Source organism: Caballeronia sp. S22, from assembly GCF_964261745.1.
Taxonomy (GTDB): Bacteria; Pseudomonadota; Gammaproteobacteria; order Burkholderiales; family Burkholderiaceae; genus Caballeronia; species Caballeronia jiangsuensis.
Window position 1 is genome coordinate 188490 of the sequence record NZ_OZ180035.1, and the last position, 25963, is coordinate 214452.

Sequence of the window (25963 nt, forward strand, 5' to 3'; positions counted from 1 at the left end):
ATAATGCAACTCAATCCCTCTGAGATCAGCGAGCTGATCAAGAGCCGGATCCAGGGCCTTGAAGCGAGCGCGGATGTTCGCAACCAGGGCACCGTGATCTCCGTGACCGACGGTATCGTGCGTATCCACGGCCTGTCGGACGTGATGCAGGGCGAAATGCTCGAATTCCCGGGCAACACCTTCGGCCTCGCGCTGAACCTCGAACGTGACTCGGTCGGCGCCGTTATTCTCGGTGAATACGAGCACATCTCGGAAGGCGACATCGTCAAGACGACGGGCCGCATTCTCGAAGTGCCGGTCGGTCCGGAACTCATCGGCCGCGTGGTCGATGCGCTCGGCAACCCGATCGACGGCAAGGGCCCGATCAACGCGAAAGCTACGGACGCAATCGAAAAGATCGCTCCGGGCGTGATCTGGCGTAAGTCGGTGTCGCAGCCGGTGCAAACGGGTCTGAAGTCGATCGACTCGATGGTGCCGATCGGCCGTGGCCAGCGTGAGCTGATCATCGGCGACCGTCAGTGCGGCAAGACCGCGGTGGCCGTCGACGCGATCATCAACCAGAAGGGCAAGGACCTCATCTGTATCTACGTCGCGATCGGCCAGAAGGCTTCGTCGATCATGAACGTGGTGCGCAAGCTCGAAGAAACCGGCGCGATGGCGTACACCATCGTCGTGGCGGCTTCGGCTTCGGAATCGGCCGCGATGCAATACCTCGCACCGTACGCCGGCTGCACGATGGGCGAATACTTCCGCGATCGCGGTCAAGATGCGCTGATCGTCTATGACGATTTGACCAAGCAAGCATGGGCGTATCGCCAGATTTCGCTGCTGCTGCGCCGTCCGCCGGGCCGTGAAGCGTATCCTGGCGACGTGTTCTATCTGCACTCGCGTCTGCTCGAGCGTGCTGCGCGCGTCTCGGAAGAGTACGTCGAGAAGTTCACCAACGGCGAAGTCAAGGGCAAGAGCGGCTCGCTGACGGCATTGCCCGTCATCGAAACGCAAGCCGGCGACGTGACCGCGTTCGTTCCGACGAACGTGATCTCGATTACCGACGGCCAGATCTTCCTCGAAACCGACCTGTTCAACGCCGGTATCCGCCCCGCAATCAACGCGGGCGTGTCGGTGTCGCGCGTCGGTGGTGCGGCTCAGACCAAGGTCATCAAGAAGCTGTCGGGCGGTATCCGTACCGACCTCGCGCAGTATCGTGAGCTGGCTGCGTTCGCGCAGTTCGCATCGGACCTCGACGAAGCCACCCGCAAGCAGCTCGAACGCGGCCGCCGCGTGACGGAACTGCTGAAGCAGCCGCAGTATCAGCCGCTGCAGGTGTGGGAACTGGCTGTCGCGCTGTTCGCAGCCAACAATGGCTATCTGGACGATCTCGAAGTCTCGCAAGTTCTGCCGTTCGAAAAGGGCATGCGCGAATTCCTGAAGACCAGCCACGCCGATCTGATTAAGCGCATCGAAGACAACAAAGACTTGTCGAAGGACGACGAAGGCGCACTGCATGCCGCGCTGAAGGACTTCAAGAAGTCGGGCGCTTATTGATCGGGACTGAGGAGCAACGCGCGATGTCGTTGAACGTCGCGCGGCTTCGATCAAGGAGTAAGCAATGGCTGGAATGAAGGAAATTCGCGGCAAGATCAAGAGCGTGCAAAACACGCGCAAGATCACGAAAGCGATGGAAATGGTCGCCGCATCCAAGATGCGCCGCGCCCAGGAGCGTATGCGTTCCGCCCGTCCGTATGCCGACAAGGTCCGCGCAATCGCATCGCACATGAGCAAGGCGAACCCTGAGTATCGCCACCCGTTCATGGTCGAGAACAAGGGCGTGAAGACGGCCGGCCTGATCCTCGTCACGACCGACAAGGGTCTGTGCGGCGGCATGAACACGAACGTCCTGCGTGCGTCGCTGAGCAAGATCAAGGAACTCGATCAGAGCGGTGTCAAGATCGAGGCGTCGGCGATCGGCAGCAAGGGTCTCGGGTTCCTGAATCGCCTGAAGGCCAGTGTCGTGTCGCAAGTTACGCAACTGGGCGACACGCCGCATCTGGAAAAGCTGATCGGCGCGATCAAGGTGCAGCTCGACCTGTATTCGGAAGGCAAGATCAACGCGGTGTACCTGGCGTACACGCGCTTCATCAACACGATGAAGCAGGAAGCGGTGATCGAGCAGCTGCTGCCGTTGTCGGTGGATGATCTCGACGCTAAGGACGAAGACGGCGTCACGCCGAAGACCTCGTGGGATTACATCTACGAGCCGGACGCGCAAACCGTGGTGGACGAGTTGCTCGTGCGCTACGTCGAAGCGCTCGTGTACCAGGCGGTCGCGGAAAACATGGCGTCGGAGCAATCGGCGCGCATGGTCGCGATGAAAGCCGCGTCGGACAACGCGAAGACCGTGATCAACGAACTGCAGCTCGTCTACAACAAGAGCCGCCAGGCCGCGATTACGAAAGAATTGTCGGAAATCGTCGGCGGCGCCGCAGCGGTCTGATTTTGCTGACCGCTTGAAAGAACACAGTATCTAAAGGAAATGCGATGAGTACTACTGCTTTGGTAGAAGGCAAGATCGTACAGTGCATCGGCGCCGTTATCGACGTGGAATTCCCGCGTGAGCACATGCCGAAGATCTACGACGCGCTCATTCTGGAAGGCACCGAACTGACGCTCGAAGTCCAGCAGCAGCTGGGCGACGGCGTGGTGCGCACCATCTGTCTGGGTGCCTCCGACGGTCTGCGCCGCGGCACGATGGTCAAGAATACGGGCAAGCCCATCAGCGTGCCGGTCGGCAAGCCGACGCTCGGCCGCATCATGGACGTGCTTGGCCGTCCTATCGACGAAGCCGGTCCGATCGAATCGGAAACGATGCGCTCGATCCACCAGAAGGCGCCGGCGTTCGAAGACCTGTCGCCGTCGACCGAACTGCTCGAAACGGGCATCAAGGTTATCGACCTGATCTGCCCGTTCGCGAAGGGCGGCAAGGTGGGTCTGTTCGGCGGTGCAGGCGTGGGCAAGACCGTGAACATGATGGAACTCATCAACAACATCGCGAAGGAACACGGCGGTTATTCCGTGTTCGCCGGTGTGGGTGAGCGTACCCGTGAAGGGAACGACTTCTATCACGAAATGAAGGACTCGAACGTTCTCGACAAGGTCGCGCTGGTGTACGGCCAGATGAACGAGCCGCCGGGCAACCGTCTGCGCGTCGCGCTGACCGGTCTGACGATGGCCGAGCACTTCCGTGACGAAGGCCTCGACGTGCTGTTCTTCGTCGACAACATCTATCGTTTCACGCTGGCGGGTACGGAAGTGTCCGCACTGCTCGGCCGTATGCCTTCGGCAGTGGGCTATCAGCCGACGCTGGCTGAAGAAATGGGCAAGCTGCAAGAGCGTATTACGTCGACCAAGACCGGCTCGATCACGTCGGTTCAGGCCGTGTACGTCCCTGCGGATGACTTGACCGACCCGTCGCCGGCTACGACCTTCGGCCACCTGGACGCAACCGTCGTGTTGTCGCGTGACATCGCTTCGCTGGGTATTTATCCGGCAGTGGACCCGCTCGATTCGACCTCGCGTCAGATCGACCCGCACGTGATCGGCGAAGAACACTACGCGATCACCCGTGGTGTTCAGCAAACGCTGCAGCGCTACAAGGAATTGCGCGACATCATCGCGATTCTGGGCATGGACGAACTGTCGCCGGAAGACAAGCTGTCGGTCTCGCGCGCGCGCAAGATCCAGCGTTTCCTGTCGCAGCCGTTCCACGTTGCGGAAGTGTTCACGGGCTCGCCGGGCAAGTACGTGCCGCTGAAGGAAACCATCCGCGGCTTCAAGATGATCGTCGAAGGTGAATGCGATCATCTGCCGGAGCAAGCGTTCTACATGGTCGGCACGATCGACGAAGCCTTCGAAAAGGCCAAGAAGATCCAGTAAAGATTGGGTGTCTACAAGGGCGTCAGTCTGACGGTTGACGCCCGCGAACTACACTCAATCCAGGAGTCGACATAAATGGCAACCATCAAGGTAGACGTCGTCAGCGCGGAAGAGCAGATCTTCTCGGGCCAGGCGAAGTTCGTCGCGCTGCCGGGCGAAGCGGGTGAACTGGGCATTCTGCCCGGCCACACGCCGCTCATCACGCGCATTCGTCCGGGCGCGGTGCGCATCGAGGCGGAAGACGGCTCGGAAGAGTTCGTGTTCGTTGCAGGCGGGATTCTCGAAATTCAGCCGGGCATCGTGACCGTGCTCGCCGATACCGCCATCCGTGGCGCCGATCTGGACGAGGCGAAGGCGGAGCAGGCGAAAAAGCGTGCCGAGGAAGCGATTCAAAACAACACCTCGGAACTCGAATACGCGACCGCGCAAGCGGAACTCGCGTACGCGACGGCTCAGCTCGCGGCGATCCAGCGTCTGCGCAAGGCGCACGCAAAGCACTAAGCGTGACGCGTCAAGCGACGTTCAGCAGTTCAAAGAAAGCAGCCTTCGGGCTGCTTTTTTTATGCTCCAAATCGGCAAATCGCGCAGGCATTAGTGCATATCGGTTATGTGTATCGATGGCAGAGTCTGCGTAACGCATTGATTCGGCTAGGTTTTACTCGCCTTCCCCAGGACGGCGTTGCGGGGAAACACTCAATGCCCGCGCGCGTGTTTGCGATGCACAATAGCCTCCAATTAGCCTTCATCGGGCGGCGACTCATATTGGCGGAGACCATCGATGGCAACTGAACCGACGCAGGCCGGCGCGCAGATCAAACCGCGTGACGGCATTTCCCATGTTCGCGGCGCGACCGACATCGCTCTAAGCGACGCAACCGTCTCGCGTTTCCTTCTCGAAACCGCGAACCGCTTTCCCGAACGACCCGCCGTGGTGTTCCGCGAGCAGAACATCCGATGGACCTGGCGCGAGTTCGCGAACCAGGTCGACGTACTCGCGAGCGGGCTGCTCGCGCTTGGCATTCAGGCGGGCGATCGCGTCGGCATCTGGTCGCCGAATCGTGCCGAATGGCTCCTCACGCAATTCGCCACCGCACGCATGGGCGCGGTGCTGGTCAACATCAATCCGGCGTACCGGCTGGCCGAGCTCGAATATGCGCTGAACAAGGTCGGCTGCAAAGCGATCATCGCGGCTGAGCAGTTCAAGTCATCGAAGTATCTGGAGATGTTGCAGACGCTCGCGCCCGAACTCGCCCATGCCGCGCCGAACGCGCTCGACGCCGCGAAGCTGCCGGAACTGCGTGCGGTCATCCGCATGGGCGACGGCAAGACGCCCGGCATGCTCAACTTCGATGATGTGATGCGCACGGGCGCCACCCAACTCGACGCAGCGAAGCTCGACGCGCTCGAAGCGAAGCTGGGTCCGGACGACGCGATCAACGTCCAGTTCACGAGCGGCACCACGGGCAATCCGAAGGGCGCGACGCTCACGCATCGGAACATCGTCAACAACGCGCGCTATATCGCGATGGCGATGCGCCTCACCGAGCAGGATTCGCTCTGCATCCCGGTGCCGCTCTACCACTGCTTCGGCATGGTGCTGGCGGTGCTCGCGTGCGTGTCGACCGGCTGCACGATGGTATTTCCGGGCGAAGCGTTCGACCCCGGCGCGACGCTCGCCGCTGTCCACGACGAAAAATGCACCGCGCTGCACGGCGTGCCGACGATGTTCATCGCGGAACTCGATCATCCCGATTTCGCGAAGTACGACCTGAGCCGTCTGCGCACGGGCATCATGGCAGGCTCGCCGTGTCCGATCGAAACGATGAAACGCGTGGTTTCGAAGATGCATCTGAGCGAGATCACGATCGCGTACGGCATGACCGAGACGAGCCCGGTGTCGTTCCAGAGTTCGACCACCGATCCGCTCGACAAGCGCACGACGACCGTCGGACGCATTCAGCCGCATCTCGAGGTGAAGATCGTCGATCCATCGGGCAACATCGTGCCCGTCGGCGAGACCGGCGAACTCTGCACGCGCGGATACTCGGTGATGAAGGGCTACTGGGGCGACGAATCCAAGACGGGCGAGGCGATCGTCGACGGCTGGATGCACACCGGCGACCTCGCGACGCTCGACGAAGAAGGCTATTGCAACATCGTCGGACGCCTCAAGGACATGCTGATTCGCGGCGGCGAGAATGTCTATCCGCGCGAAATCGAGGAGTTCCTGTTTCGCCATCCGAAGGTCCAGTCGGTGCAGGTGTTCGGCGTGCCGGATCAGAAGTACGGCGAGGAAGTGTGCGCGTGGATCGTCGTGCGTCCCGGCGAACAAGCGAGCGAGGACGAGATTCGTGACTTCTGCAAAGGGCAGATCGCGCATTACAAGATTCCGCGCTATATCCGCTTTGTCGACGAATTGCCGATGACCGTCACCGGCAAGGCGCAAAAGTTCGTGATGCGAGCGCGCATGATCGATGAACTGAAGCTCGCCGAGACCAAGACGGCCTGAGACTCGCAGTATTCGAAATCACGAAACGACGAAGGGAGCGCCGCGGCGCTCCCTTCTGTCATTGGATGAAACGTTTGAGTTCCGAATCTCTCAAGAAACGCAAACGTTTGTCCGGGCGAAAAAAAAGCGGGCCTGGAGCCCGCTAAAAACCACACGCTACGGGGTTAGCGCGAGGAGACCACACGTGGGATTTCGAACGGATTACATTCGAATAACGATCCCAGCACCGATGCCCCAAAATCTGAGCGCTTAGGCCACAGCCAGCTATCGGACCACGCGACTTTCGCACAGCGCAGCCCAATACATCCGTGTTGAAACCGTTTCACAGATTGTGGGCGAATTGATTCAGAGTCGCCGTAACAAAGTGTTTCAGGTTGTAACCCGCGTCGGATAAGGCGGAGGGGAAATTTTGTCGCGCGAATCATCCGATTTTCACGGATATATTGTCTGTTATTCGGATCATTTATTCGATCGGCCTGACCTCGCCGCCAAATGCCGATTTTCGGACCAGAGCGATATTTTTGGATTTCCGCGAAAATCGAACGTGCGGACGCATGAAATCGATGCGCAAGTTGCCCGCAAATGATCATTCAACGAGAAAACGCTATGGAGACACGCATGACGATCGACGCAGCCTTGCTCCGTTACTACCGCGCCGTCGACGAAGCCTTCCCGGCTTTGGCGCCCGATGCGGATGCACGGACGGTGCGAGACCGCTTCAGCAACATTGCAAAAGCTTACGCCCGAAAGCCTGACGATGCCGTGATCGCGCAAAACATCGAGATCGCCCTTGAAGGACGTACGCTCGCCGCGCGGGTCTACAAGCCAACGGGCGTGCAGGGGCCGCTGCCGCTCATCGTGTACTTTCACGGCGGCGGCTGGGTGGTCGGTGACCTGGACACGCACGACGGACTCGTCGCACGGCTCGCACTGGATTCGCAATGCGCCGTGGCGAGCGTCGATTACCGGCTCGCACCGGAGCATCCGTTTCCCGCGCCGTGCGAGGACGCGCTCGACGCGCTGATCTGGCTCGCGGAGCATCGCTCGCGGCTCGGTTTCGCGGTCGACCGGTTGGCCGTAGGCGGCGACAGTGCGGGCGCGCATCTGGCGGTCGTCGCTGCGCGCGCAGCGAACGAGCGGGTGGCTGGCCTCGTCGGCTTGCAATTGCTGCTCTATCCGGTGATGCGCCGCCAGTTCGAAAGCCCCAGTTGCATCGCGAATGCAAAGGGTCCGGGGCTCACGAACGATGAAATGAAGTGGTACTGGACGCAATTTCTATCGGGCGATGCGCCAGAAGAGCACGACGTGCGCGCGTTCCCGCTGTCCGAACCGTTCGAGCGCACGCCGGCGCCCGCGCTCGTCGTCGCGGCGGCCTACGATCCGCTCTACGACGACGCCTTCGAACTCAAGCGTTTCCTGGAAGCCAACGGCGGCCGCGTCGAGATGATCGAAGCGCACGACATGACGCACGGATTCGGGCGCATGCATTCGCAGTCGGAAGCGGCGCTCGGCTGGCTGCGCAAGATCGGCACGCGCGCAGGCGAACTCGTGCGCGCCGGGCGCTGAGCGTTACTTCAACCATTTGTCATAGACGGCCTGGAACTCGCCCGACGACCGGGCGAGATGCAGCCACTGATCGACATACTGCTGAAACGGCACATCGCCGCGCGGCAACAGGTACGCCTTTTCGCCGAACTGGAACGGCTTGTCCGGATGCACCGAGCACAGCCCGGGATTGAGCTTCTGCTGGAGCAGCGTTTCGGATGCGTCCGTGACCATCACGTCCGCTTTGCCTTCGAGGATCTGCTTGAAGATCGTCACGTTGTCCGGGTACTCGATCAACTGCGAGTGCGGGAAAAACTGCTTCGCGAAGCGCTCGTTCGTACCGCCCGGATTGACGATCGTGCGCACGTTCGGCTGATCGATCTGCGCGACAGTCTGGTACTTGTCGACATCGTCGCAACGGACAATCGGCGTTTTGCCGTCTTCCATGTACGGCGCCGTGAAGAAGGCACGCTTCTGCCGCTCGAGCGTGGTCGAGACGCCGCCCACGGCGATATCGCACTTGGCGACGAAGTCGTTCATCAGGTTCGACCACGACGTCTTCACGTACTCCGTCTTCGCGCCGAGCGACTTCGCGAGACTCTCCGCGAGATCGATGTCGATCCCCTCGAACTGGCCGTCCGGGCGAAGGAAAGAGTACGGCTTGTAGTCGCCCGTCGTGCAGACGCGCAGCGTGTGGCGCGCGAGGATATCGTCGAGCCGCGAGGGTGCTGCGACTGGCGCGGGCGCGGCAGGCTTCGCGCCGGCTACGGTGCCCGCCTGAACCGTTTGAGCATGCGCGACGCCGGGGAGCGCGAGCGACATGACAAGGGCCGAGGCGGCGAGACTGACAGACGTGCGTTGCATCGATTCTCCTGGTTCTAGTTGTAGGGTTCCGTCGATGATACCGAGGCGTTCGCGTCGCCGGACACTCGTCCGAAACGCATAGGCCGCGCTGCATGAGACTTCCCGAATTGCCGGGCTCAGTCAACGAAAACGCCCGGCCGGTCCGGTAGAATGAATGATTCTTTGCCTTCAGCATCGAGCGACGTGGCACACACTCTTCTGAACGACACCTTCCTGCGCGCGCTCCTGCGCCAGCCGACCGACTACACGCCGATCTGGCTGATGCGCCAGGCGGGGCGCTATCTCCCGGAGTACAACGCCACGCGCACCCGCGCGGGCAGTTTTCTCGGGCTCGCGAAGAATCCCGACTACGCGACCGAAGTGACGCTTCAGCCGCTCGAACGCTTTCCGCTCGACGCCGCGATTCTCTTCTCCGACATTCTTACCGTCCCCGACGCGATGGGCCTCGGCCTGAATTTCGTGCAGGGCGAAGGTCCGCGTTTCGAGCGCACCGTGCGCACCGAGGACGACGTGAAGCGCCTCGCCGTGCCGGACATCGGCGCGACGCTCTCCTATGTCACCGACGCCGTCCGCCAGATCCGCCGCGCGCTCACCGACGCACAAGGCCGTCAAAAGGTCCCGCTGATCGGTTTCTCCGGCAGCCCGTGGACGCTTGCGTGCTACATGGTCGAAGGCGGCGGTTCGGACGATCACCGCACGGTCAAATCGATGGCTTATGCGCGTCCGGACCTGATGCATCGCATCCTCGATGTGAACGCGCAAGCCGTGACGGCGTACCTGAATGCGCAGATCGAAGCGGGCGCGCAGGCCGTGATGATCTTCGACACGTGGGGCGGTGCGCTCGCCGATGGCGCGTATCAGCGCTTCTCGCTCGAATACATCGCGAAGGTGGTCGCGGGTCTGAAGCGCGAGCACGACGGCGCGCGCGTGCCCGTCATCACCTTTACGAAGGGCGGCGGATTGTGGATTGAGGAAATCGCCGCGACCGGTGTCGATGCGGTCGGTCTCGACTGGACCATGAATCTGGGCAAGGCTCGGGAAAAAGTGGGCGCACGCGTGGCGCTGCAGGGGAACATCGATCCCAACGTGCTCTTCGCGCCGCCCGCGGCGATCCGTACAGAAGCGCGCGCCGTGCTGGAGAGTTTCGGGAATTTTCCGGGCCACGTCTTCAACCTGGGCCACGGAATCTCGCAGTTCACGCCGCCGGAGAGCGTCGCGGAGCTCGTCGACGAAGTCCATCGTCACAGCCGTGCGATGCGCGCGAAACAAGCCACGCGATAGCTCATATACAAGAGCCGGCGTTGCGAGTGCATGTTGCAGCGCAATGTCGGCGCTTCGGAATCGGCAATCGAGGGCTGGAACATTTCGTCCGCATCGCCCATCTCAGGCGGCGTTCCTCGATGTCAAGACTGAACTTATGCACATTTCGTTCGCTGCGGCGCGCCATCAGACGTATGGCCTCCAGCAACCAATAACGTGTCTCTATGTATGCTTTAACCCTATGATTTTTAAGAAATTTCGAGAGCTTTGCCCGAAATGTGGGCCAGCGCACATAAGGGTTTCGTGACATTGTTTGCGGCGACGTCGAACGCACTTCTCAACAAAGTTATCCACAGGCCTGTGGAAAGCATCGGAAATCCAAAAATAATCGGCGGTTTACAGACGATTCTGATGTTTCACTTTAACTTCACCCCGTTCAGCCAGATTCCAGTGTCGGACCGTTGCACGCGGGGTCGTGCGCGGTGACTGGCCTTTTCGTGCGCGTCGCCGTCGATCAGCCGATGCCCGTGCTGTTCGACTACCGCTATGCGCTGCTGGACGCGCCTGCGGTCGGCATGCTGGTAAAGGTGCCGTTCGGGCGACGCGAGGTCGTCGGGCTGATCTGCGAAATCGCCCATTCAAGCGACGTGCCCGCCGAAAAACTGCGCGCTGTTAGCGCAATCTGCGATGGCTGCGCGCCGCTGTCCGACGCCTGGGTCGCGCTTGCGGCTTTTGCTGCCGATTACTACCAGCGTGGACTCGGCGAAGTCGCGCTGCCTGCGCTGCCTCAAGCGTTGCGCGACGCCTCGCGCTGGAATCGACTTTTCGCCGTGGAGCCGCGCTATCGACTTTTGCCGGAGGGACGCGCACAACTTCCCGACGCGTTGCCCGCGCGCGCCAGCGCCCTGCGCCGTCTGGCCGAAGCGCTCGCGGAGCAACCGTTCCTCGCTCTTTCCGATGCCCGCGCGCTGCATCCCAAAGCAAGCGTGACTTTCGACGACTGGCTCGCGCGCGGCTGGATCGAGACGGCGACGACACAAACTGTCGAGCCCGATACGAATGCGCAAGTGCTCCCAACCGGCGCCGCGCCGCTGCCGATTCTGACGGACGAACAACGCGATGCCGTCGATGCGATTTCCGGCGCGCAAGGCTTCGCGCCGTTCCTGCTGCACGGCGTGACGGGCAGCGGCAAGACCGAGGTCTATCTGCATGCGCTCGCCGTTTTGCTCGCGGCCCGGCCGGACGCGCAAGCGCTCGTTCTCGTTCCCGAAATCAACCTGACGCCGCAGTTCGAAGCCGCGTTCCGTGCGCGTTTTTCGGCGCTCGCTGACGGTTCCATCGTCACGATGCACAGCGGTCTCGCCGAAGGCGAGCGCGCGCGCAACTGGCTGGCGGCGCACACGGGCAGCGCGCGCATCGTGCTCGGCACGCGTCTCGCGATTCTCGCGTCGATGCCGCAACTGGCGATCATCGTCGTTGATGAAGAGCACGATCCTGCCTACAAGCAGCAGGAAGGTCTGCGCTACTCGGCGCGCGATCTGGCGATCTATCGCGCGAAACAGCTCGATATTCCCGTCGTGCTCGGCTCGGCGACGCCGTCGCTCGAAACCTGGTGGCAAGCGGAGCAGGGCCGCTACACGCGATTGACGCTTACGCGCCGGGCCGTCGCCGAAGCGGCGTTGCCGACCGTGAAGCTCATCGATCTGGAAGAGGAGAGACGGCGCGGCCGCGCATCGGTCGAAGGGCTCGCGGGTCCGCTCATCGCCGCGCTGAAAACGCGTGTCGAGCGGGGCGAGCAAAGTCTCGTGTTTCTGAATCGACGTGGCTATGCGCCAATTCTGTCGTGCGACGCCTGCGGATGGGTCGCGGGCTGCCCGCGCTGCAGCGCCTACGCCGTGCTGCATAAGCCCGAGCGGGCGCTGCGCTGCCATCACTGCGGCTGGGAATCGCGCATTCCGAAGTCGTGCCCGGACTGCGGCAACATCGATATCGCGCCGATGGGCCGCGGCACGCAGCGCGTCGAGGAGACGCTCGCGAGCGTGGTGCCGGGCGCGCGCGTGCTGCGCATCGACGCCGACAGCACGCGCCGCAAGGGTAGTGCGCAAGCGCTCTTCTCCGATGTGCACGCGGGCGAGGTCGATATTCTCGTCGGTACGCAGATGATCGCGAAGGGCCACGACTTCCGGCGCGTGACGCTCGTCGGCGTGCTCAATGCCGACACCGCGCTCTTCTCGCACGACTTTCGCGCGAGCGAACGGCTCTTTGCTCAACTGACGCAAGTGAGCGGCCGCGCGGGACGGGCGGGCTTGCCCGGCGAAGTGATGATTCAGACGCGCTATCCGCGTCACGCGCTGTATCAGGCGCTGTCGCGGCAAGACTATGTGGGTTTCGCCAACTCGACGCTGGCCGAGCGGCGCGACGCGCGCCTGCCGCCGTTCGTCTATCAGGCGATGTTGCGCGCCGAAGGCCGCACGCTCGAAGCCGCGCTCAAGTTTCTGGAGGATGCGGCGGCGGCGTTCGCACCTTTACCCGGCGCGGATCGCGTGACCGTCTACGATGCGGTGCCGCTCACCATCGTCAAAGTGTTCAATGTCCATCGGGCGCAACTGCTGCTCGAAAGTGCGTCGCGGGCGGCGTTGCAGGCGTCGTTGCGCGCGTGGCAACCGGCGCTGCGCTCGCTCAAGGGCGTATTGCGATGGAACGTCGAAGTCGATCCGCTGGACGTTTGAGTCGATAAAAAAGCGAGTCAGATTACGTCGCGCGCGGCCCGTCCGCCCCGGTCGGAAGCGTCATCGGATCGGCGAACGTGCGGCGACGCGCCCCGAACGAACAGCACGACGCAGACCGCGATCATCGCCCAAACGCCGGTTACCACCATCCAAGTGCTCATGCTCGTTGCTCTCCCCGAAGTCGCCGTGCGCTGACGGCGAAAGCAGCGCCGTGGGCGGCGCATTGCGTTTATATCGGCGGCGTTAAAGGATTTACGTAGGGCGCGTCCCGAAAATTCCCGACTAGGGAAACTACTAGGCGACAGGCGCCAAGCGACAGCCGGCGGCGCGCTGCTCAAAGCCTTGTTCCATAAGGGTTTCATTGTGGTGCAACCCTAGCGAAAATCTCGGTTGCACCTTTTAAATCAGCGGAGTACGATTCGCCAACTTTTTAGTCATGGGCCGGGTTGGGCACGACCGGCAAACGAAGGAAATATGGCGAGCACAACCCTAGGCGTCAAAGTCGACGATCTGCTGCGTTCCCGGCTCAAAGATGCCGCGACGCGCCTCGAACGCACTCCACACTGGCTGATCAAGCAGGCGATCTTCGCTTATCTGGAGCGTATCGAGCACGGTCAGCTCCCGCCCGAACTGTCGGGCGCGAACGGTTCGTCCGAATTGGCCGATGCCACGCCCGTCGATGGCGACGAAGACGGCGCGCCGCATCCCTTCCTCGATTTCGCGCAGAACGTGCAGCCGCAATCCGTGCTGCGCGCGGCGATCACGGCCGCGTATCGCCGGCCCGAGCCGGAGTGCGTGCCGTTCCTCATCGGCCAGGCGCGCCTGCCCGCAACCGTCGCCGCCGAAACGGAAAAGCTCGCGACGAAGCTCGTCGAAGCGCTCCGCGCGAAAAGCTCGGGCGGCGGCGTCGAAGGGTTGATCCACGAGTTCTCGCTGTCGAGCCAGGAAGGCGTCGCGCTGATGTGCCTCGCCGAAGCGCTCCTGCGCATTCCCGACCGCGCCACGCGCGACGCGCTGATCCGCGACAAGATCAGCAAGGGCGACTGGAAATCGCACATGGGCCAGGCGCCGTCGCTGTTCGTGAACGCCGCGACGTGGGGCCTGATGATCACCGGCAAGCTCGTGACGACGAACAGCGAAGCGGGCCTGTCCTCCGCGCTCACGCGTCTGATCGGCCGCGGCGGCGAACCGCTGATCCGCAAGGGCGTCGATATGGCGATGCGCCTGATGGGCGAGCAGTTCGTCACCGGCGAGACCATATCCGAAGCGCTCGCGAACAGCCGCAAGTACGAGGCGCGCGGTTTCCGCTATTCCTACGACATGCTCGGCGAAGCCGCGACGACGGAAGAAGACGCGCAGCGCTACTACGCGTCCTACGAGCAGGCGATCCACGCGATCGGCAAGGCGGCGGGCGGGCGCGGCATCTACGAAGGCCCGGGCATTTCGATCAAGCTCTCCGCGCTGCATCCGCGTTACTCGCGCTCGCAGCAGGAACGCACGATGACCGAGTTGCTGCCGCGCGTGCGCTCGCTCGCGCAACTGGCGCGGCGCTATGACATCGGCTTGAACATCGACGCCGAGGAAGCCGATCGCCTCGAAATCTCGCTCGATCTGCTCGAAGCGCTGTGCTTCGATCCGGAACTGGCGGGCTGGAACGGCATTGGTTTCGTGGTGCAGGGTTATCAGAAGCGCTGCCCGTTCGTGATCGACTATCTGATCGATCTCGCGCGCCGCAGCCGCCATCGCTTGATGATTCGCCTCGTGAAGGGCGCGTACTGGGATACGGAAATCAAGCGCGCGCAAGTCGATGGCCTCGAAGGCTATCCGGTCTACACGCGCAAGATCTACACGGACATCTCGTATCTCGCGTGCGCGAAGAAGCTGCTCGGCGCGCCGGATGCCGTCTATCCGCAATTCGCGACGCACAACGCGTTCACGCTGTCGGCGATCTATCACCTCGCGGGACAGAACTACTATCCCGGCCAGTACGAATTCCAGTGCCTGCACGGCATGGGCGAGCCGCTCTACGAAGAAGTGACCGGCCGCGACAAGCTGAACCGTCCGTGCCGCGTGTATGCGCCGGTCGGCACGCATGAAACGCTGCTCGCGTATCTCGTGCGCCGCCTGCTGGAGAACGGCGCGAACACGTCGTTCGTGAACCGCATCGCCGATGAATCCATTCCGGTGAAGGAGCTCGTGCGCGATCCGATCGACGAGGCGCAGGAGATCACGCCGCTCGGCGCGCCGCACGCGAAGATTCCGCTGCCGCGTCAGTTGTACGGCAGCGAGCGCTTCAACTCGATGGGCCTCGATCTGTCGAACGAGCATCGGCTGGCGTCGCTGTCGTCGGCGTTGCTGGCGAGCGCGCATCATCCGTGGCGCGCCGAACCAATGCTGGAAGGCGGCACGATCATCGAGAACGGCATGCCGGCGCGCGACGTGCGCAATCCGTCGGATCTGCGCGATATCGTCGGCACGGTCGTGGAAGCGTCGCCGGAACAGGTGAGCGCGGCGATCGCCAACGCCGTGGCCGCCGCGCCGATCTGGCAGGCGACGCCTGTCGAAGACCGCGCCGATTGCCTCGCGCGCGCCGCCGATCTGCTCGAAGCGCAGATGCACACGCTGATGGGCCTCGTCGTGCGCGAAGCGGGCAAGTCCTTGCCGAACGCGATCGCGGAGATCCGCGAGGCCATCGATTTTCTGCGTTACTACGCGTCGCAGATACGCGCCGAGTTTTCGAACGATACACATCGTCCGCTCGGGCCGGTCGTGTGCATCAGCCCGTGGAACTTCCCGCTCGCGATCTTCATGGGTCAGGTCGCCGCTGCGCTCGCGGCGGGCAATCCGGTGCTCGCGAAGCCCGCCGAACAAACGCCGCTGATCGCCGCGCAAGCCGTGCGCATTCTGCGCGAATCGGGCGTGCCCGCGGGCGCGGTGCAATTGCTGCCGGGCAACGGCGAAACGGTCGGCGCGGCTTTGGTCGCCGATCCGCGCACGCGCGCCGTCATGTTCACCGGCTCGACGGAAGTCGCCCGCCTCATCAACAAGACGCTGTCCGAGCGCCTCGACCCGGACGGCCGTCCGATTCCGCTGATCGCGGAAACCGGCGGCCAGAACGCGATGATCGTCGATTCGTCGGCGCTCGCGGAGCAGGTGGTCGCGGACGTGCTGCAGTCGTCGTTCGACTCGGCCGGCCAGCGCTGCTCGGCGCTGCGCGTGCTGTGCCTGCAGGACGACGTCGCCGATCGCACGCTCGAAATGCTGACCGGCGCGATGAAGCAGCTTGCGGTGGGCAATCCGGATCGTCTGTCGGCGGATGTCGGCCCGGTGATCGATGCGGACGCGAAGCGCGGCATCGACGCGCATATCGCCGGGATGCGCGACAAGGGCCGCAACGTCACGCAACTGCCGCTGCCGGACGCGTGCGCGCAAGGCACGTTCGTGCCGCCGACGCTCATCGAACTCGACAGCATCGACGAGCTCAAGCGCGAAGTGTTCGGCCCGGTGCTGCATGTGGTGCGTTATCGCCGATCGAACCTTGATAAACTCCTCGACCAAATTCGCTCGACGGGTTATGGCCTTACGCTCGGCATCCATACGCGTATCGACGAAACCATCGCGCATGTGATCGCGCGGGCGCATGTGGGCAACATCTACGTGAACCGTAACGTGATCGGCGCGGTGGTCGGCGTGCAGCCGTTCGGCGGCGAAGGTTTGTCGGGCACGGGTCCGAAGGCGGGCGGCGCGCTGTACTTGCAGCGTCTCCTGGCGAAGCGCCCGACCGGTTTGCCGAAGTCGCTCGCGAGCACGCTCGTCGTCGATCAGACCGCGTCGAAGGACACGCCCACGGCAGCGCTCACCGCGTTGCGCGACTGGGCGATCGGCGAACGCGATCCGCAGACGGCCGCGCGCTGCGATGGCTATCTGCAGCATGTGATGGCAGGCGCGACGGCAGTTCTGAACGGCCCGACGGGCGAGCGCAACACGTACACGCTCGGCGCGCGCGGCACGGTGCTGTGCGTGGCGGCGACATCGAGCGGCGCGCGCGCGCAACTGGCCGCCGCGCTCGCGACGGGCAACCGCGCGTTGTTCAGCGGATCGGCGGGCGAGCAACTGGCGGCGTCGCTGCCGGCATCGCTCAAGCCATATGTCCAGGTGCGCCGAGCGGCGGAGGACTTCGACGCCGTTCTGTTCGAAGGCGACAGCGATGAACTGCTGTCGCTCGTGAAGGAAGTCGCGAAGCGCGCGGGACCGATCGTATCGGTGCAGGGCGTGGCTGCGGGAGCGTTCGCCGACGCTGGCCACGATGGCGAAGACTACGCGCTCGAACGTCTGCTGACGGAACGCTCGGTGAGCGTGAACACGGCGGCGGCGGGCGGCAATGCGAATTTGATGACGATCGGTTGAGACACCCCTCGAGCGCTCGATTCAAACGAATTCAAACAAGCGGCAGCAGGCACGGCGATCCCGGCACAAGCTGCCATCCACACTGGAACCAGGAGAAGCTATGAAGCAAACGATGACCAAGCTGGCAGCAGCCATGACGCTCGCCGGCCTGTCGCTCGCGGGGACCGCATTCGCACAGCAAGCCGAGGACGTGAAGGTCGGTTACGCCGGACCGCTGACCGGTGCGCAGGCGCACTACGGCAAGGACATGCAGAACGGCATCACGCTCGCCGTCGAAGATTTCAACGCCACGAAGCCGACGATCGGCGGCAAGCCGGTTCGCATCGTGCTGAACTCGGCCGACGACCAGGCCGACCCGCGCACGGGCACGACCGTCGCGCAGCGCCTCGTCGATGACGGCATCAAGGGCATGCTCGGCCACTTCAATTCGGGCACGACGATCCCGGCATCGCGCATCTACGCGAACGCGGGCATCCCCGAAATCGCGATGGCGACGGCGCCCGAATACACGACGCAAGGCTTCAAGACGGCCTTCCGCATGATGACCTCCGACACGCAGCAAGGCTCGGTCGCGGGCGAGTTCGCGGTGAAGAACCTGAAGGTCAAGAAGATCGCGATCGTCGATGACCGCACGGCGTACGGCCAGGGTCTCGCCGACCAGTTCGAGAAGGCGGCGAAGGCGGCGGGCGGCACGATCGTCGACCGTGAATTCACGAACGACAAGGCTGTCGACTTCAAGGCGATTCTGACCAAGATCAAGTCGATGAACCCGGACCTCGTGTACTACGGCGGTGCGGATTCGCAAGCCGGCCCGATGGTCAAGCAGATGAAGACGCTCGGCTTCCGCGCGCCGCTGATGGCGGGCGAAATGGTGAAGACCGATACCTTCGTCAAGATCGCGGGCGACGCGGCTGAAGGCACGGTGGCATCGCTCGCCGGCCTGCCGATGAACGAAATGCCGGGCGGCGCGGACTACGAAGCGAAGTACAAGAAGCGCTTCAACGAAGACGTGCAAACCTACTCGCCGTACGCCTACGATGGCGCGATGGCGATGTTCAACGCGATGAAGGCGGCCAACTCGACGGACCCGGCGAAGTACCTGCCGTTCCTCGCGAAAACCGACATGCAGGGCGTGACGGCGAAGCACCTGTCGTATGACTCGAAGGGCGATCTGAAGAACGGCGGCATCACGCTGTACAAGGTCGTCGGCGGGAAGTGGACGACGTTGCAGAGCGTGGGCGGGAAGTAAGGTTTCGTTTTCTGCGTTGTATCGAACGGCCCGGTCCGCGTTTGCGGCCGGGCCGTTTTGCGTTGACTCTTGCGAATGCCCTAGCTCGTTCTCACTTTGTCGGCCATCGGGCCTTTGGAGTTCTCCGCAGCTTCGAGATAACTCACTTCCATGCCCGCTTCCAGATCGTCGGGATCGAGATCCGCCAGTACGGAATAGCGGAAATACACATCCTTCGAACCCGTCTCCGGTTTGATAAAACCCCAATGCTCTTTCAGCGTGCCGATCACGCCGACTTTCCAGTCCGACTCCACCGCCCCGGCGGCCGGCTGCCGGTCGCGTTGTCGTTTGAATAAGGTGCTCAGCGCGTCACGTTCCGGTCCTTTGGATTGGTCCATCCTGTCGATAACCTCCGACATCGTGACCGAATAAGTCACTTCCTTATGTAGCATCTGGCTGGGCCGCTCCACGTTGGCGTCGCCATCCACCGCGTCACGGGTAATCGACCAGCTGATCGCCATCACGCGGATGCCAAGCGTCTTGAGTTTACGTACGAGCGGTATGAAGTCGCTGTCGCTGGCGATCAGCACGACGACATCGAATTGCTTGTGGATCGACAGTTCAAAGGCCTCCAGTGCGAGCCAGACGTCGATGCCCTTTTCCTTGCCGGCGAAGTTCATCGGCAGGTAGTGCGCGGTGACGTTCGCGCGCATCAGAATCTCATCGACGACCCGGTCGTTCAGAAGCGCGTCGTTGCCCTTCTCTTTGCTTTTCTGCGCAGAGAAGCGGCCACGGAAATAGTGCGCGTCGATTACTTGACAGTTGCGCGGATCGACCTTTTCTTCGTCCGCAACCTTGTAGCAGATGTAATCGTGAAGCCCGGGAATCGAAATCCAGGCCCTTTTATCATGCCGATGGTTGTAGTACTTGCTGACGCGATCGAAATAATTTCCGTCGTAGAAAACGCCAATCTTGGTCAGTTGCCTCGCTGCATGTGACATCGTGCAGTCGCTCCTTTTGTCGATTATCGAATCGACTCCCTGTATCGAGAGTGCGGATCCGATTATCGGAAGCGAGCAGATGTCTTCGGTAGTGCAGGATGCTGAATTAAGGTTGCCAGAGAGCAGATCAATCGGACGAACTCTTGGGTCGCTTCCAACCCGTCACCATCGCGCGAATAAGATTCTCCCGCGTCCACACGCTCATCAGCACCGCCGCCGCGACATGCACGCATACGCAAACCTCGACCGCAATCGACAGCCACGTATGAACCTCTTGCGGCCACTCCTCACCCCAGAACGCATCGAGTCTCATGATCCAGCCTGACACCGCGAGCGCGAGAATCAGAAACCAGAGAAACAGCGCCATCAATCCGCCGAGCGGATTGTGCGAAACGTGATGCATCGGCTTGCCGTTCGCAAGCGATTTCAGATAGTCGGAGAGATGCGAACGCGTCGGCCACCACGCTGAAAATCGCGCGTGACGCGATCCGATGAAACCCCACACGACACGCGCGACAACGAGCGCCGCCGCGACATATCCAAGCAAACGATGCGTGGAATCCGTCGGCCCGAACAGATTCCACAAGACGATGCCCGCCACGGCCCAGTGCGTGAGCCGCACCCACGCGTCCCAGACTTTCACGCGGGCAAAGTCCGTCACGCTTACTCGACTTCCGACTTCACGACAGCCAGCGTCTTCGTGTCGTAATAGATCTCGACTTTCTTGCCGTTCTTGTCGTGGCCATAGATCTCATAGCAGTTGCCATCGACCTTGAACTTGCGAATCTTGTAGCCTTGCGACTCGAGTTGAGCCTTGGCATCCGATTCCTTCATCCATTCGCTCTTCGGATGCGCGGTGCAGTCTGCCTTCGCGAAAGCCGCGCCCGAAAAGCCCAACGCCAATGACAACGCCAGAATCTTAAGCATCGCTAACTCCCTGTGTTTTCGAACTGGCTACTCTACTGCCACCGGGAGCGGTCTGCAAGAAGATTGAAAGTTTGTCTCTTAGCGCTGTCCTTGCCGGCGAATTTGTTCGAGTGTCGCGCCCGGCGTGCTCTGATCCTGCGGAATGCGAATCTCGATCAACGCGGGCAGGCCCGATTTCCGGGCGCGTTCGAATGCAGGCATGAACTGATCCGTCGTTTCGACGAGTTCGCCGTGCGCGCCGAACGCGTGCGCAAACGCGACGAAATCCGGATTCGTCAGCCCCGTTCCATGCACGCGGTTCGGGTAATGCCGCTCCTGGTGCATACGGATCGTTCCGTACTGCGCGTTGTTCACGACGATGAAGATCACCGGCAATTCATATTGCATCGCCGTGGCGAGTTCCTGACTCGACATCATGAAGCAGCCGTCGCCCGCGAACGCGATCACCGTGCGGTCCGGATAAAGCGACTTCGCGGCGATCGCGGCGGGCACGCCGTAACCCATCGCCCCGCTCGTCGGCGCGCACTGCGACCGGAAATGCCGATACGAATAGTGCCGATGCAGCCAGGTCGCGTAATTGCCCGCGCCGTTCGTGAGGATCGAATCAGCGGGAATCGTTTCCGCGAGCTGGCGCATGATTTCGCCGAGCTGGACATCGCCGAGCATCGGACGCGGCGTGCGCCATTCGAGATACGCGGCGTGCGCGGCCTCGGCTTCGCCATTCCACGCGATATTCGCGGGCGGCGTCAGCGCCGCGAGCATCGACGCGATTTCCGGCATGCCCGAGACGATCGGCAGGTCGGCGCTGTACACGCGCCCGAGTTCCTCCGCGCCCTGATGCACGTGGATGAGCGTCTGCTTCGTCTTCGGGATGTCGAGCAGCGTGTAGCCGCCCGTCGTCGATTCGCCCATGCGCGGGCCGAGCACGAAGAGCACGTCGGCATCGCGCACGCGCGCCGCGAGCGCCGGATTGATGCCGAGGCCGACATCGCCCGCATAGTTCGGATGCTCGTTCGACAGCGTGTCCTGATAGCGGAATGCGCAGCCCACCGGCAACCGCCATTGCTCGACGAAGCGCGCGAAGTCCTGCGTCGCCTCGAGCGTCCAGCCGCTGCCGCCCGCGATCACGAACGGCTTCTTCGCGTTGGCGAGCAGTTCGCGCAACCGGTCGATCTGCGCCGTCGACGGCGATGCCGCCACGCGCTGATAACGCGGCGCGGGCGGCGCTGCGGCGACCGCTTCGGTCAGCATGTCTTCGGGCAGCGCGAGCACGACCGGACCCGGACGGCCCGAGGTCGCCGTGTGAAACGCGTGGCTCATGTACTCCGGCACGCGGCGCGGATCGTCGATCTGCGCGACCCATTTCGCCATCTGCCCGAACATGCGCCGATAGTCGATTTCCTGAAACGCCTCGCGGTCCATGTGATCCCGCGCGCATTGGCCGATGAGCAGGATCATCGGCGTCGAATCCTGAAACGCGGTGTGCACGCCGATCGACGCGTGCGTCGCGCCCGGCCCACGCGTGACGATCGCGACGCCCGGTTTGCCCGTCAGCTTGCCGACCGCTTCGGCCATGTTTGCCGCGCCCGCCTCGTGGCGGCAGACGATCGTCTGAATCTGCGAGGTTTCGTCGTGCAGGGAATCGAGCACGGCGAGAAAGCTCTCGCCGGGCACGCAGAACACGCGCTCGACGCCGTGATGCACGAGCGCATCGACGAGAAGACGCGCGCCGGTAGTTTGATTGTCGGGAGAAGCGGATTGCGCGGAGGGGACAGCGGACGCCATGCGAAGAACTCTCCTGTGAGTGTCCGGATCGTCGCGGATGCGGGCCGGACCGTGAGCGAATTGCCCTAAAGCTTACGCCGTCGGGCGAGCACGCGGCCAGAAGCAAAGCGGAATTTTTTCCCGGCGCGCGCGACCTGTTCGCGCTGCCCGCGGCATTTCCATCAGCCGAAATACCCCTTTTTCTCGCCCCTTATCCAGCGATGGAGAAAGGGTGGAGTTCGCAATAATGGCTTCACTGAAAAGCGGACACGGCAACGAGCCAAGCGGGTCCGCCTCGCAAAGATCGCAGTTTCACCTCATCGGGGGCAAGTTTGAACATTCGTAAATTCATCGGCGCGAACAGCCGCGACGCATTGCGCCAGGTTCGTGAAGCGCTCGGCCCCGATGCCGTGGTGCTGTCCAATCGCACGCTGGATGATGGTTCCGTGGAGATCGTCGGTGTCGCGGACAGCGATATCGCGTCGATCTCGCCGGCCGCGAAGGAACAGGCCGTGCGCTCGGGGGGCTCGTCGCGCGCCGCGCTGGCCGCTGCGGCCGCCGCGCTGCCGGCGAAGCAATCCGCCGCGAATCCCTACGCGAGCGGGGACGTGTTTTCGTCGGTCTTCGGCGCAAACACCGACGCCGACGATGAAGACGATTTCGCGCACGAACACGAAGCCGCTTCCGACGAAGAAGCGCCGCGCACGATGGCCGACTCGAACCCGTGGCTGATCGAGCATGCGAAGCGCATCGCGCAGCAGGCGACGATGCCGTCGAACCGACCGCTGACGGCGTCCGCCGCGATCGCTCGCGGTATGGGCGTGCCGGTTCCTGTCGCCGCGCAAGAGACGCGCGCCGACAGAACGCCGGAAGCAGGCAAGTACGCGATTCGCCAGCAAGCGCATGCGCAAGCGAACCGCGCGGAGGCCATCGCTCAGGCGCGCGTTCAATCGAAGGTCGAAACGCCCGACTGGGCACGCGAAGCCGCGCAGGTCGCCGCACGCCGCGCCGCGCAGAAGATCAACGCGAGCGCGCCGCACGCCGAAGCACCGGCGGCGAGCACCGCGCCGGCTGCGCAGGAAGGCGCCTTCGAAGGTCTGCCGGCGAACGCGGCGGCGGTCGTGACGGAAGCGATCCGCGCACGCATGGAGCAGGTCGTCAACGAAACGGTGATGAACGAGCTTTCGTCGATGCGCTCGATGATGGAAGAGCACTTCTCCGGTCTGCTCTGGGGCGAGCGCCAGCGCCGCAACCCGACGGGCGGCGCGCTGACCAAGCGTCTCTTCGCCGCCGGTTTCTCCGCGCAACTCGTCCGCATGATGGTGGACAACATGCCGGAGATGGAAAGCGTGGAAGGCGCGCTCGAATGGGTGCAGGAAGTGCTCGAATCGAACATCCCGGTGATGGATAGCGAAGATGCGCTGATGGAACGCGGCGGCGTGTTCGCGCTGATGGGCCCGACGGGCGTCGGCAAGACGACGACCACCGCGAAGCTCGCGGCGCGCTGCGTGATGCGCTTCGGCGCAAGCAAGGTCGCGCTGCTCACGACCGACAGCTACCGGATCGGCGCGCACGAGCAACTGCGCATCTTCGGCAAGATTCTCGGCGTGTCGGTTCACGCGGTGAAGGACGCCGCGGACCTGCAGCTCGCGCTTTCCGAGCTGCGCAACAAACATATCGTGCTGATCGACACGATCGGCATGAGCCAGCGCGACCGCATGGTCTCCGACCAGATCGCGATGCTGTGCGGCGCGGGTCATCCGGTGCAGCGCATCCTGCTGCTCAACGCGACGAGCCACGGCGACACGCTCAACGAAGTCGTGCAGGCATACAAGAGCGCGGCGGATCAGCCGCCGCTCGCGGGCTGCATCCTGACCAAGCTCGACGAGGCGACGAATCTCGGCGGCGTGCTCGATACGGTCATCCGCTACAAGCTGCCGGTGCATTACGTGTCGACCGGCCAGAAGGTGCCGGAGAACCTGTACGTCGCGACCAAGCGTTTTCTCATCAAGAGCGCATTCTGCATTCCCCGCGACGGCTCGCCGTTCGTTCCGCAGGACGAAGAAGTGCCGGCGCTGCTCTCCGCATTGTCCGCGCGCGCCACGACCGAACTGCATGGGGTGCACTTTGGATAAGTTCGTGCTCGACCAGGCGGAAGGTCTGCGACGGCTGCTCACGCGTGCCGGTTCGCGCGTGGTGGCGGTTGCGGGCGGGCCGGCGGGCATCGGGTGCACGTCGGCGGTGGTGAATCTCGGCGCGGCGCTGTCCGTGCACGGCAAGGATGTGCTCGTGATCGACGAGCATCAGGACGCGGGATCGGTGAGCCGCATGCTGGGTTTGTCCGATGCAGGCACGCTCGCCGCGGTGATGTCCGGCCGCCGCGCGCTCGCCGATGTCGTCGAGCGCACGCCGTTCGGCTTCTCGCAGATCGCCGCGCCGCGCGACGAGCGCATCAGCCACGACGCCGCGCAGTGCCGCGCATTGCTCGATGGTCCGGCCGACATCGTTTTGATCGATGCGCAGCTGGACCGTCACGGCGCGCTGTCGACGCTCGCGGCTCAGGCGCATGACTTTCTCATCGTGACGCGGGTAGCCGCGTCGGCGATCACCGAGGCGTATGCGTGCATGAAGCGCCTGCACTACGCCCATGCGATCGGCCAGTTCCGCGTGCTCATCAATCACGTGCAGAACCCGGCTGACGCGGCGGTCGCGTTCGACAACCTGTCGGGCGTCGCGAGCCGGTATCTGGCCGTGTCGCTCGTGCAGGCAGGGTATGTGTCCGAGGATGCGCGCGTCGCTCGGGCAAAGGAACTCTCACGCTGCGCAGTCGAAGCGTTCCCGGCCACGGCCGCGGCACGCGACTACCGCGCGATCGCGGCGGAGCTCCTCCACTGGCCGATGCGCCCCGCGCCGTACATGCGCGCGGCGAACGGCCAGCCAGACGCGCGAATTCCGGTTGGCGACTCTGAACAGGGCGGGCGGGAGGCGGCGCATCGTGTGGCCGCGCTTCACGACTTTGCAATGAGCAGCACGGCGTCGATGTGATCAAGATAGGTGACCATGATGTATAACGCCCAAGGCAAACTCTCACAGTCGGACGTCCTGACGAAATATGCGCCGCTCGTTCGTCGGCTGGGGCTTCAGCTCGTCGCCAAGATGCCGGCGAGCGTCGATCTCGACGATCTCATCCAGGCCGGCATGATCGGTCTGCTGGACGCGGCGAGCCGCTACAAGGAAGATCAAGGCGCGCAATTCGAAACCTACGCGAGCCAGCGCATTCGCGGCGCGATGCTCGACGAGCTGCGCGCCAACGACTGGCTGCCGCGCAGCATGCGCAAGACGTCGCGCGAAGTGGAATCGGCGGTGCATAAGGTCGAGCAGAACCTCGGCCGCTCCGCGAGCGAGACGGAGATCGCCGAGCACATGAAGATGCCGCTCGATGAATATCAGTCGATGCTCCAGGATCTGCACGGCAGCCAGCTGATCTACTACGAAGACTTCGACCGCTCCGCTGACGACGAGCCGTTCCTCGACCGTTATTGTGTCGATCGCTCGGACCCGCTTTCGGCGCTGCTCGACGACAGCCTGCGCGGCGCGCTGATCGAAGCGATCGACAAGCTGCCCGAGCGCGAGAAGCTGCTCATGAGCCTTTACTACGAACGCGGCCTGAACCTGCGCGAAATCGGCGCGGTGATGGAAGTGAGCGAATCGCGCGTGTGCCAGCTGCACAGCCAGGCGGTCGCACGTCTGCGCACGAAGCTGCGCGAGCAGGCGTGGACGAGCGTCGAGGCCTGAT

18 protein-coding genes are annotated in these 25963 nt (G+C 63.1%); 13 read left to right on the forward strand and 5 right to left on the reverse strand.

The annotated features are described in order from the left end of the window. The first annotated feature begins 3 nt into the window (after window positions 1-3). The 6 genes from atpA to ACEN42_RS00910 all read left to right on the forward strand — a co-directional run bounded on the left by atpA (window position 4) and on the right by ACEN42_RS00910 (window position 8008). Window positions 4-1545, forward strand: a complete 1542-nt coding sequence (gene atpA / locus ACEN42_RS00885; RefSeq protein WP_035499351.1) for a F0F1 ATP synthase subunit alpha — start codon at window positions 4-6, stop codon at window positions 1543-1545. Window positions 1546-1609: 64 nt separating this feature from the next. Continuing rightward, window positions 1610-2494: a F0F1 ATP synthase subunit gamma gene (gene atpG / locus ACEN42_RS00890; RefSeq protein ID WP_187608087.1), complete on the forward strand. Its 885-nt coding sequence runs from the start codon at window positions 1610-1612 to the stop codon at window positions 2492-2494. Window positions 2495-2538: 44 nt separating this feature from the next. Beyond that, window positions 2539-3933 (forward strand): F0F1 ATP synthase subunit beta, encoded by a 1395-nt coding sequence (gene atpD, locus ACEN42_RS00895; RefSeq protein WP_222946708.1) that lies wholly within the window; start codon window positions 2539-2541, stop codon window positions 3931-3933. Window positions 3934-4008: 75 nt separating this feature from the next. Continuing rightward, window positions 4009-4434 (forward strand): F0F1 ATP synthase subunit epsilon, encoded by a 426-nt coding sequence (locus tag ACEN42_RS00900; protein ID WP_029672474.1) that lies wholly within the window; start codon window positions 4009-4011, stop codon window positions 4432-4434. Window positions 4435-4711: 277 nt separating this feature from the next. Then, window positions 4712-6442 carry an AMP-binding protein gene (locus tag ACEN42_RS00905; protein ID WP_371880425.1) on the forward strand — a complete coding sequence of 577 codons (1731 nt, stop codon included), beginning with the start codon at window positions 4712-4714 and terminating at the stop codon, window positions 6440-6442. 618 nt (window positions 6443-7060) lie between these two features. After that, a complete protein-coding gene (locus ACEN42_RS00910; RefSeq protein WP_238286056.1) occupies window positions 7061-8008 on the forward strand; it encodes an alpha/beta hydrolase in 948 nt (315 codons plus the stop codon). A gap of 3 nt (window positions 8009-8011) precedes the next feature. Here ACEN42_RS00910 and ACEN42_RS00915 read toward each other — a convergent pair whose 3' ends face one another. Beyond that, window positions 8012-8851 (reverse strand): transporter substrate-binding domain-containing protein, encoded by an 840-nt coding sequence (locus ACEN42_RS00915; protein WP_238209367.1) that lies wholly within the window; start codon window positions 8849-8851, stop codon window positions 8012-8014. A gap of 183 nt (window positions 8852-9034) precedes the next feature. Here ACEN42_RS00915 and hemE point away from each other — a divergent pair, with 183 nt between their 5' ends. The 4 genes from hemE (at window position 9035) to ACEN42_RS00935 (ending at window position 18496) form a co-directional block, all read left to right on the forward strand. Next, on the forward strand, window positions 9035-10132 hold the full coding sequence (gene hemE, locus ACEN42_RS00920) for a uroporphyrinogen decarboxylase (RefSeq protein ID WP_309881754.1): 1098 nt from the start codon (window positions 9035-9037) through the stop codon (window positions 10130-10132). A gap of 461 nt (window positions 10133-10593) precedes the next feature. After that, complete coding sequence (locus ACEN42_RS00925) at window positions 10594-12840, forward strand: primosomal protein N' (RefSeq protein ID WP_371880426.1); 2247 nt, start codon at window positions 10594-10596, stop codon at window positions 12838-12840. Window positions 12841-13314: 474 nt separating this feature from the next. Next, entirely contained in the window at window positions 13315-17247 is a 3933-nt protein-coding gene (gene putA, locus ACEN42_RS00930) for a trifunctional transcriptional regulator/proline dehydrogenase/L-glutamate gamma-semialdehyde dehydrogenase (protein WP_371880427.1), read from the forward strand. Between the two features lie 100 nt (window positions 17248-17347). Then, entirely contained in the window at window positions 17348-18496 is a 1149-nt protein-coding gene (locus ACEN42_RS00935) for a branched-chain amino acid ABC transporter substrate-binding protein (RefSeq protein WP_187608080.1), read from the forward strand. 80 nt (window positions 18497-18576) lie between these two features. On the opposite strand, the gene ACEN42_RS00940 is transcribed toward ACEN42_RS00935, so the two are convergent. From ACEN42_RS00940 to ACEN42_RS00955, 4 genes are all read right to left on the reverse strand, one after another. Then, the gene (locus tag ACEN42_RS00940; protein WP_238209363.1) at window positions 18577-19476 is read right to left on the reverse strand and encodes an NYN domain-containing protein; all 900 of its coding nucleotides are present in this window, start codon (window positions 19474-19476) and stop codon (window positions 18577-18579) included. A gap of 127 nt (window positions 19477-19603) precedes the next feature. Beyond that, window positions 19604-20137 carry a cytochrome b/b6 domain-containing protein gene (locus tag ACEN42_RS00945; RefSeq protein WP_371880428.1) on the reverse strand — a complete coding sequence of 178 codons (534 nt, stop codon included), beginning with the start codon at window positions 20135-20137 and terminating at the stop codon, window positions 19604-19606. A 2-nt stretch (window positions 20138-20139) separates the two neighbouring features. Then, the gene (locus tag ACEN42_RS00950; RefSeq protein WP_035499328.1) at window positions 20140-20403 is read right to left on the reverse strand and encodes a PepSY domain-containing protein; all 264 of its coding nucleotides are present in this window, start codon (window positions 20401-20403) and stop codon (window positions 20140-20142) included. Between the two features lie 78 nt (window positions 20404-20481). Beyond that, window positions 20482-22188, reverse strand: a complete 1707-nt coding sequence (locus ACEN42_RS00955) for a thiamine pyrophosphate-binding protein (RefSeq protein WP_371880429.1) — start codon at window positions 22186-22188, stop codon at window positions 20482-20484. Between the two features lie 311 nt (window positions 22189-22499). Here ACEN42_RS00955 and flhF point away from each other — a divergent pair, with 311 nt between their 5' ends. The 3 genes from flhF to ACEN42_RS00970 are packed head-to-tail and all read left to right on the forward strand — an operon-like array spanning window position 22500 to window position 25962. Then, a complete protein-coding gene (flhF, locus tag ACEN42_RS00960; protein WP_371880430.1) occupies window positions 22500-24302 on the forward strand; it encodes a flagellar biosynthesis protein FlhF in 1803 nt (600 codons plus the stop codon). Beyond that, on the forward strand, window positions 24295-25212 hold the full coding sequence (locus tag ACEN42_RS00965) for a MinD/ParA family protein (RefSeq protein ID WP_187608076.1): 918 nt from the start codon (window positions 24295-24297) through the stop codon (window positions 25210-25212). The genes flhF and ACEN42_RS00965 overlap by 8 nt, the downstream gene beginning before the upstream one ends. Window positions 25213-25227: 15 nt before the next feature. Further along, entirely contained in the window at window positions 25228-25962 is a 735-nt protein-coding gene (locus ACEN42_RS00970; RefSeq protein ID WP_187608075.1) for an RNA polymerase sigma factor FliA, read from the forward strand. Window position 25963 lies beyond the last annotated feature (1 nt).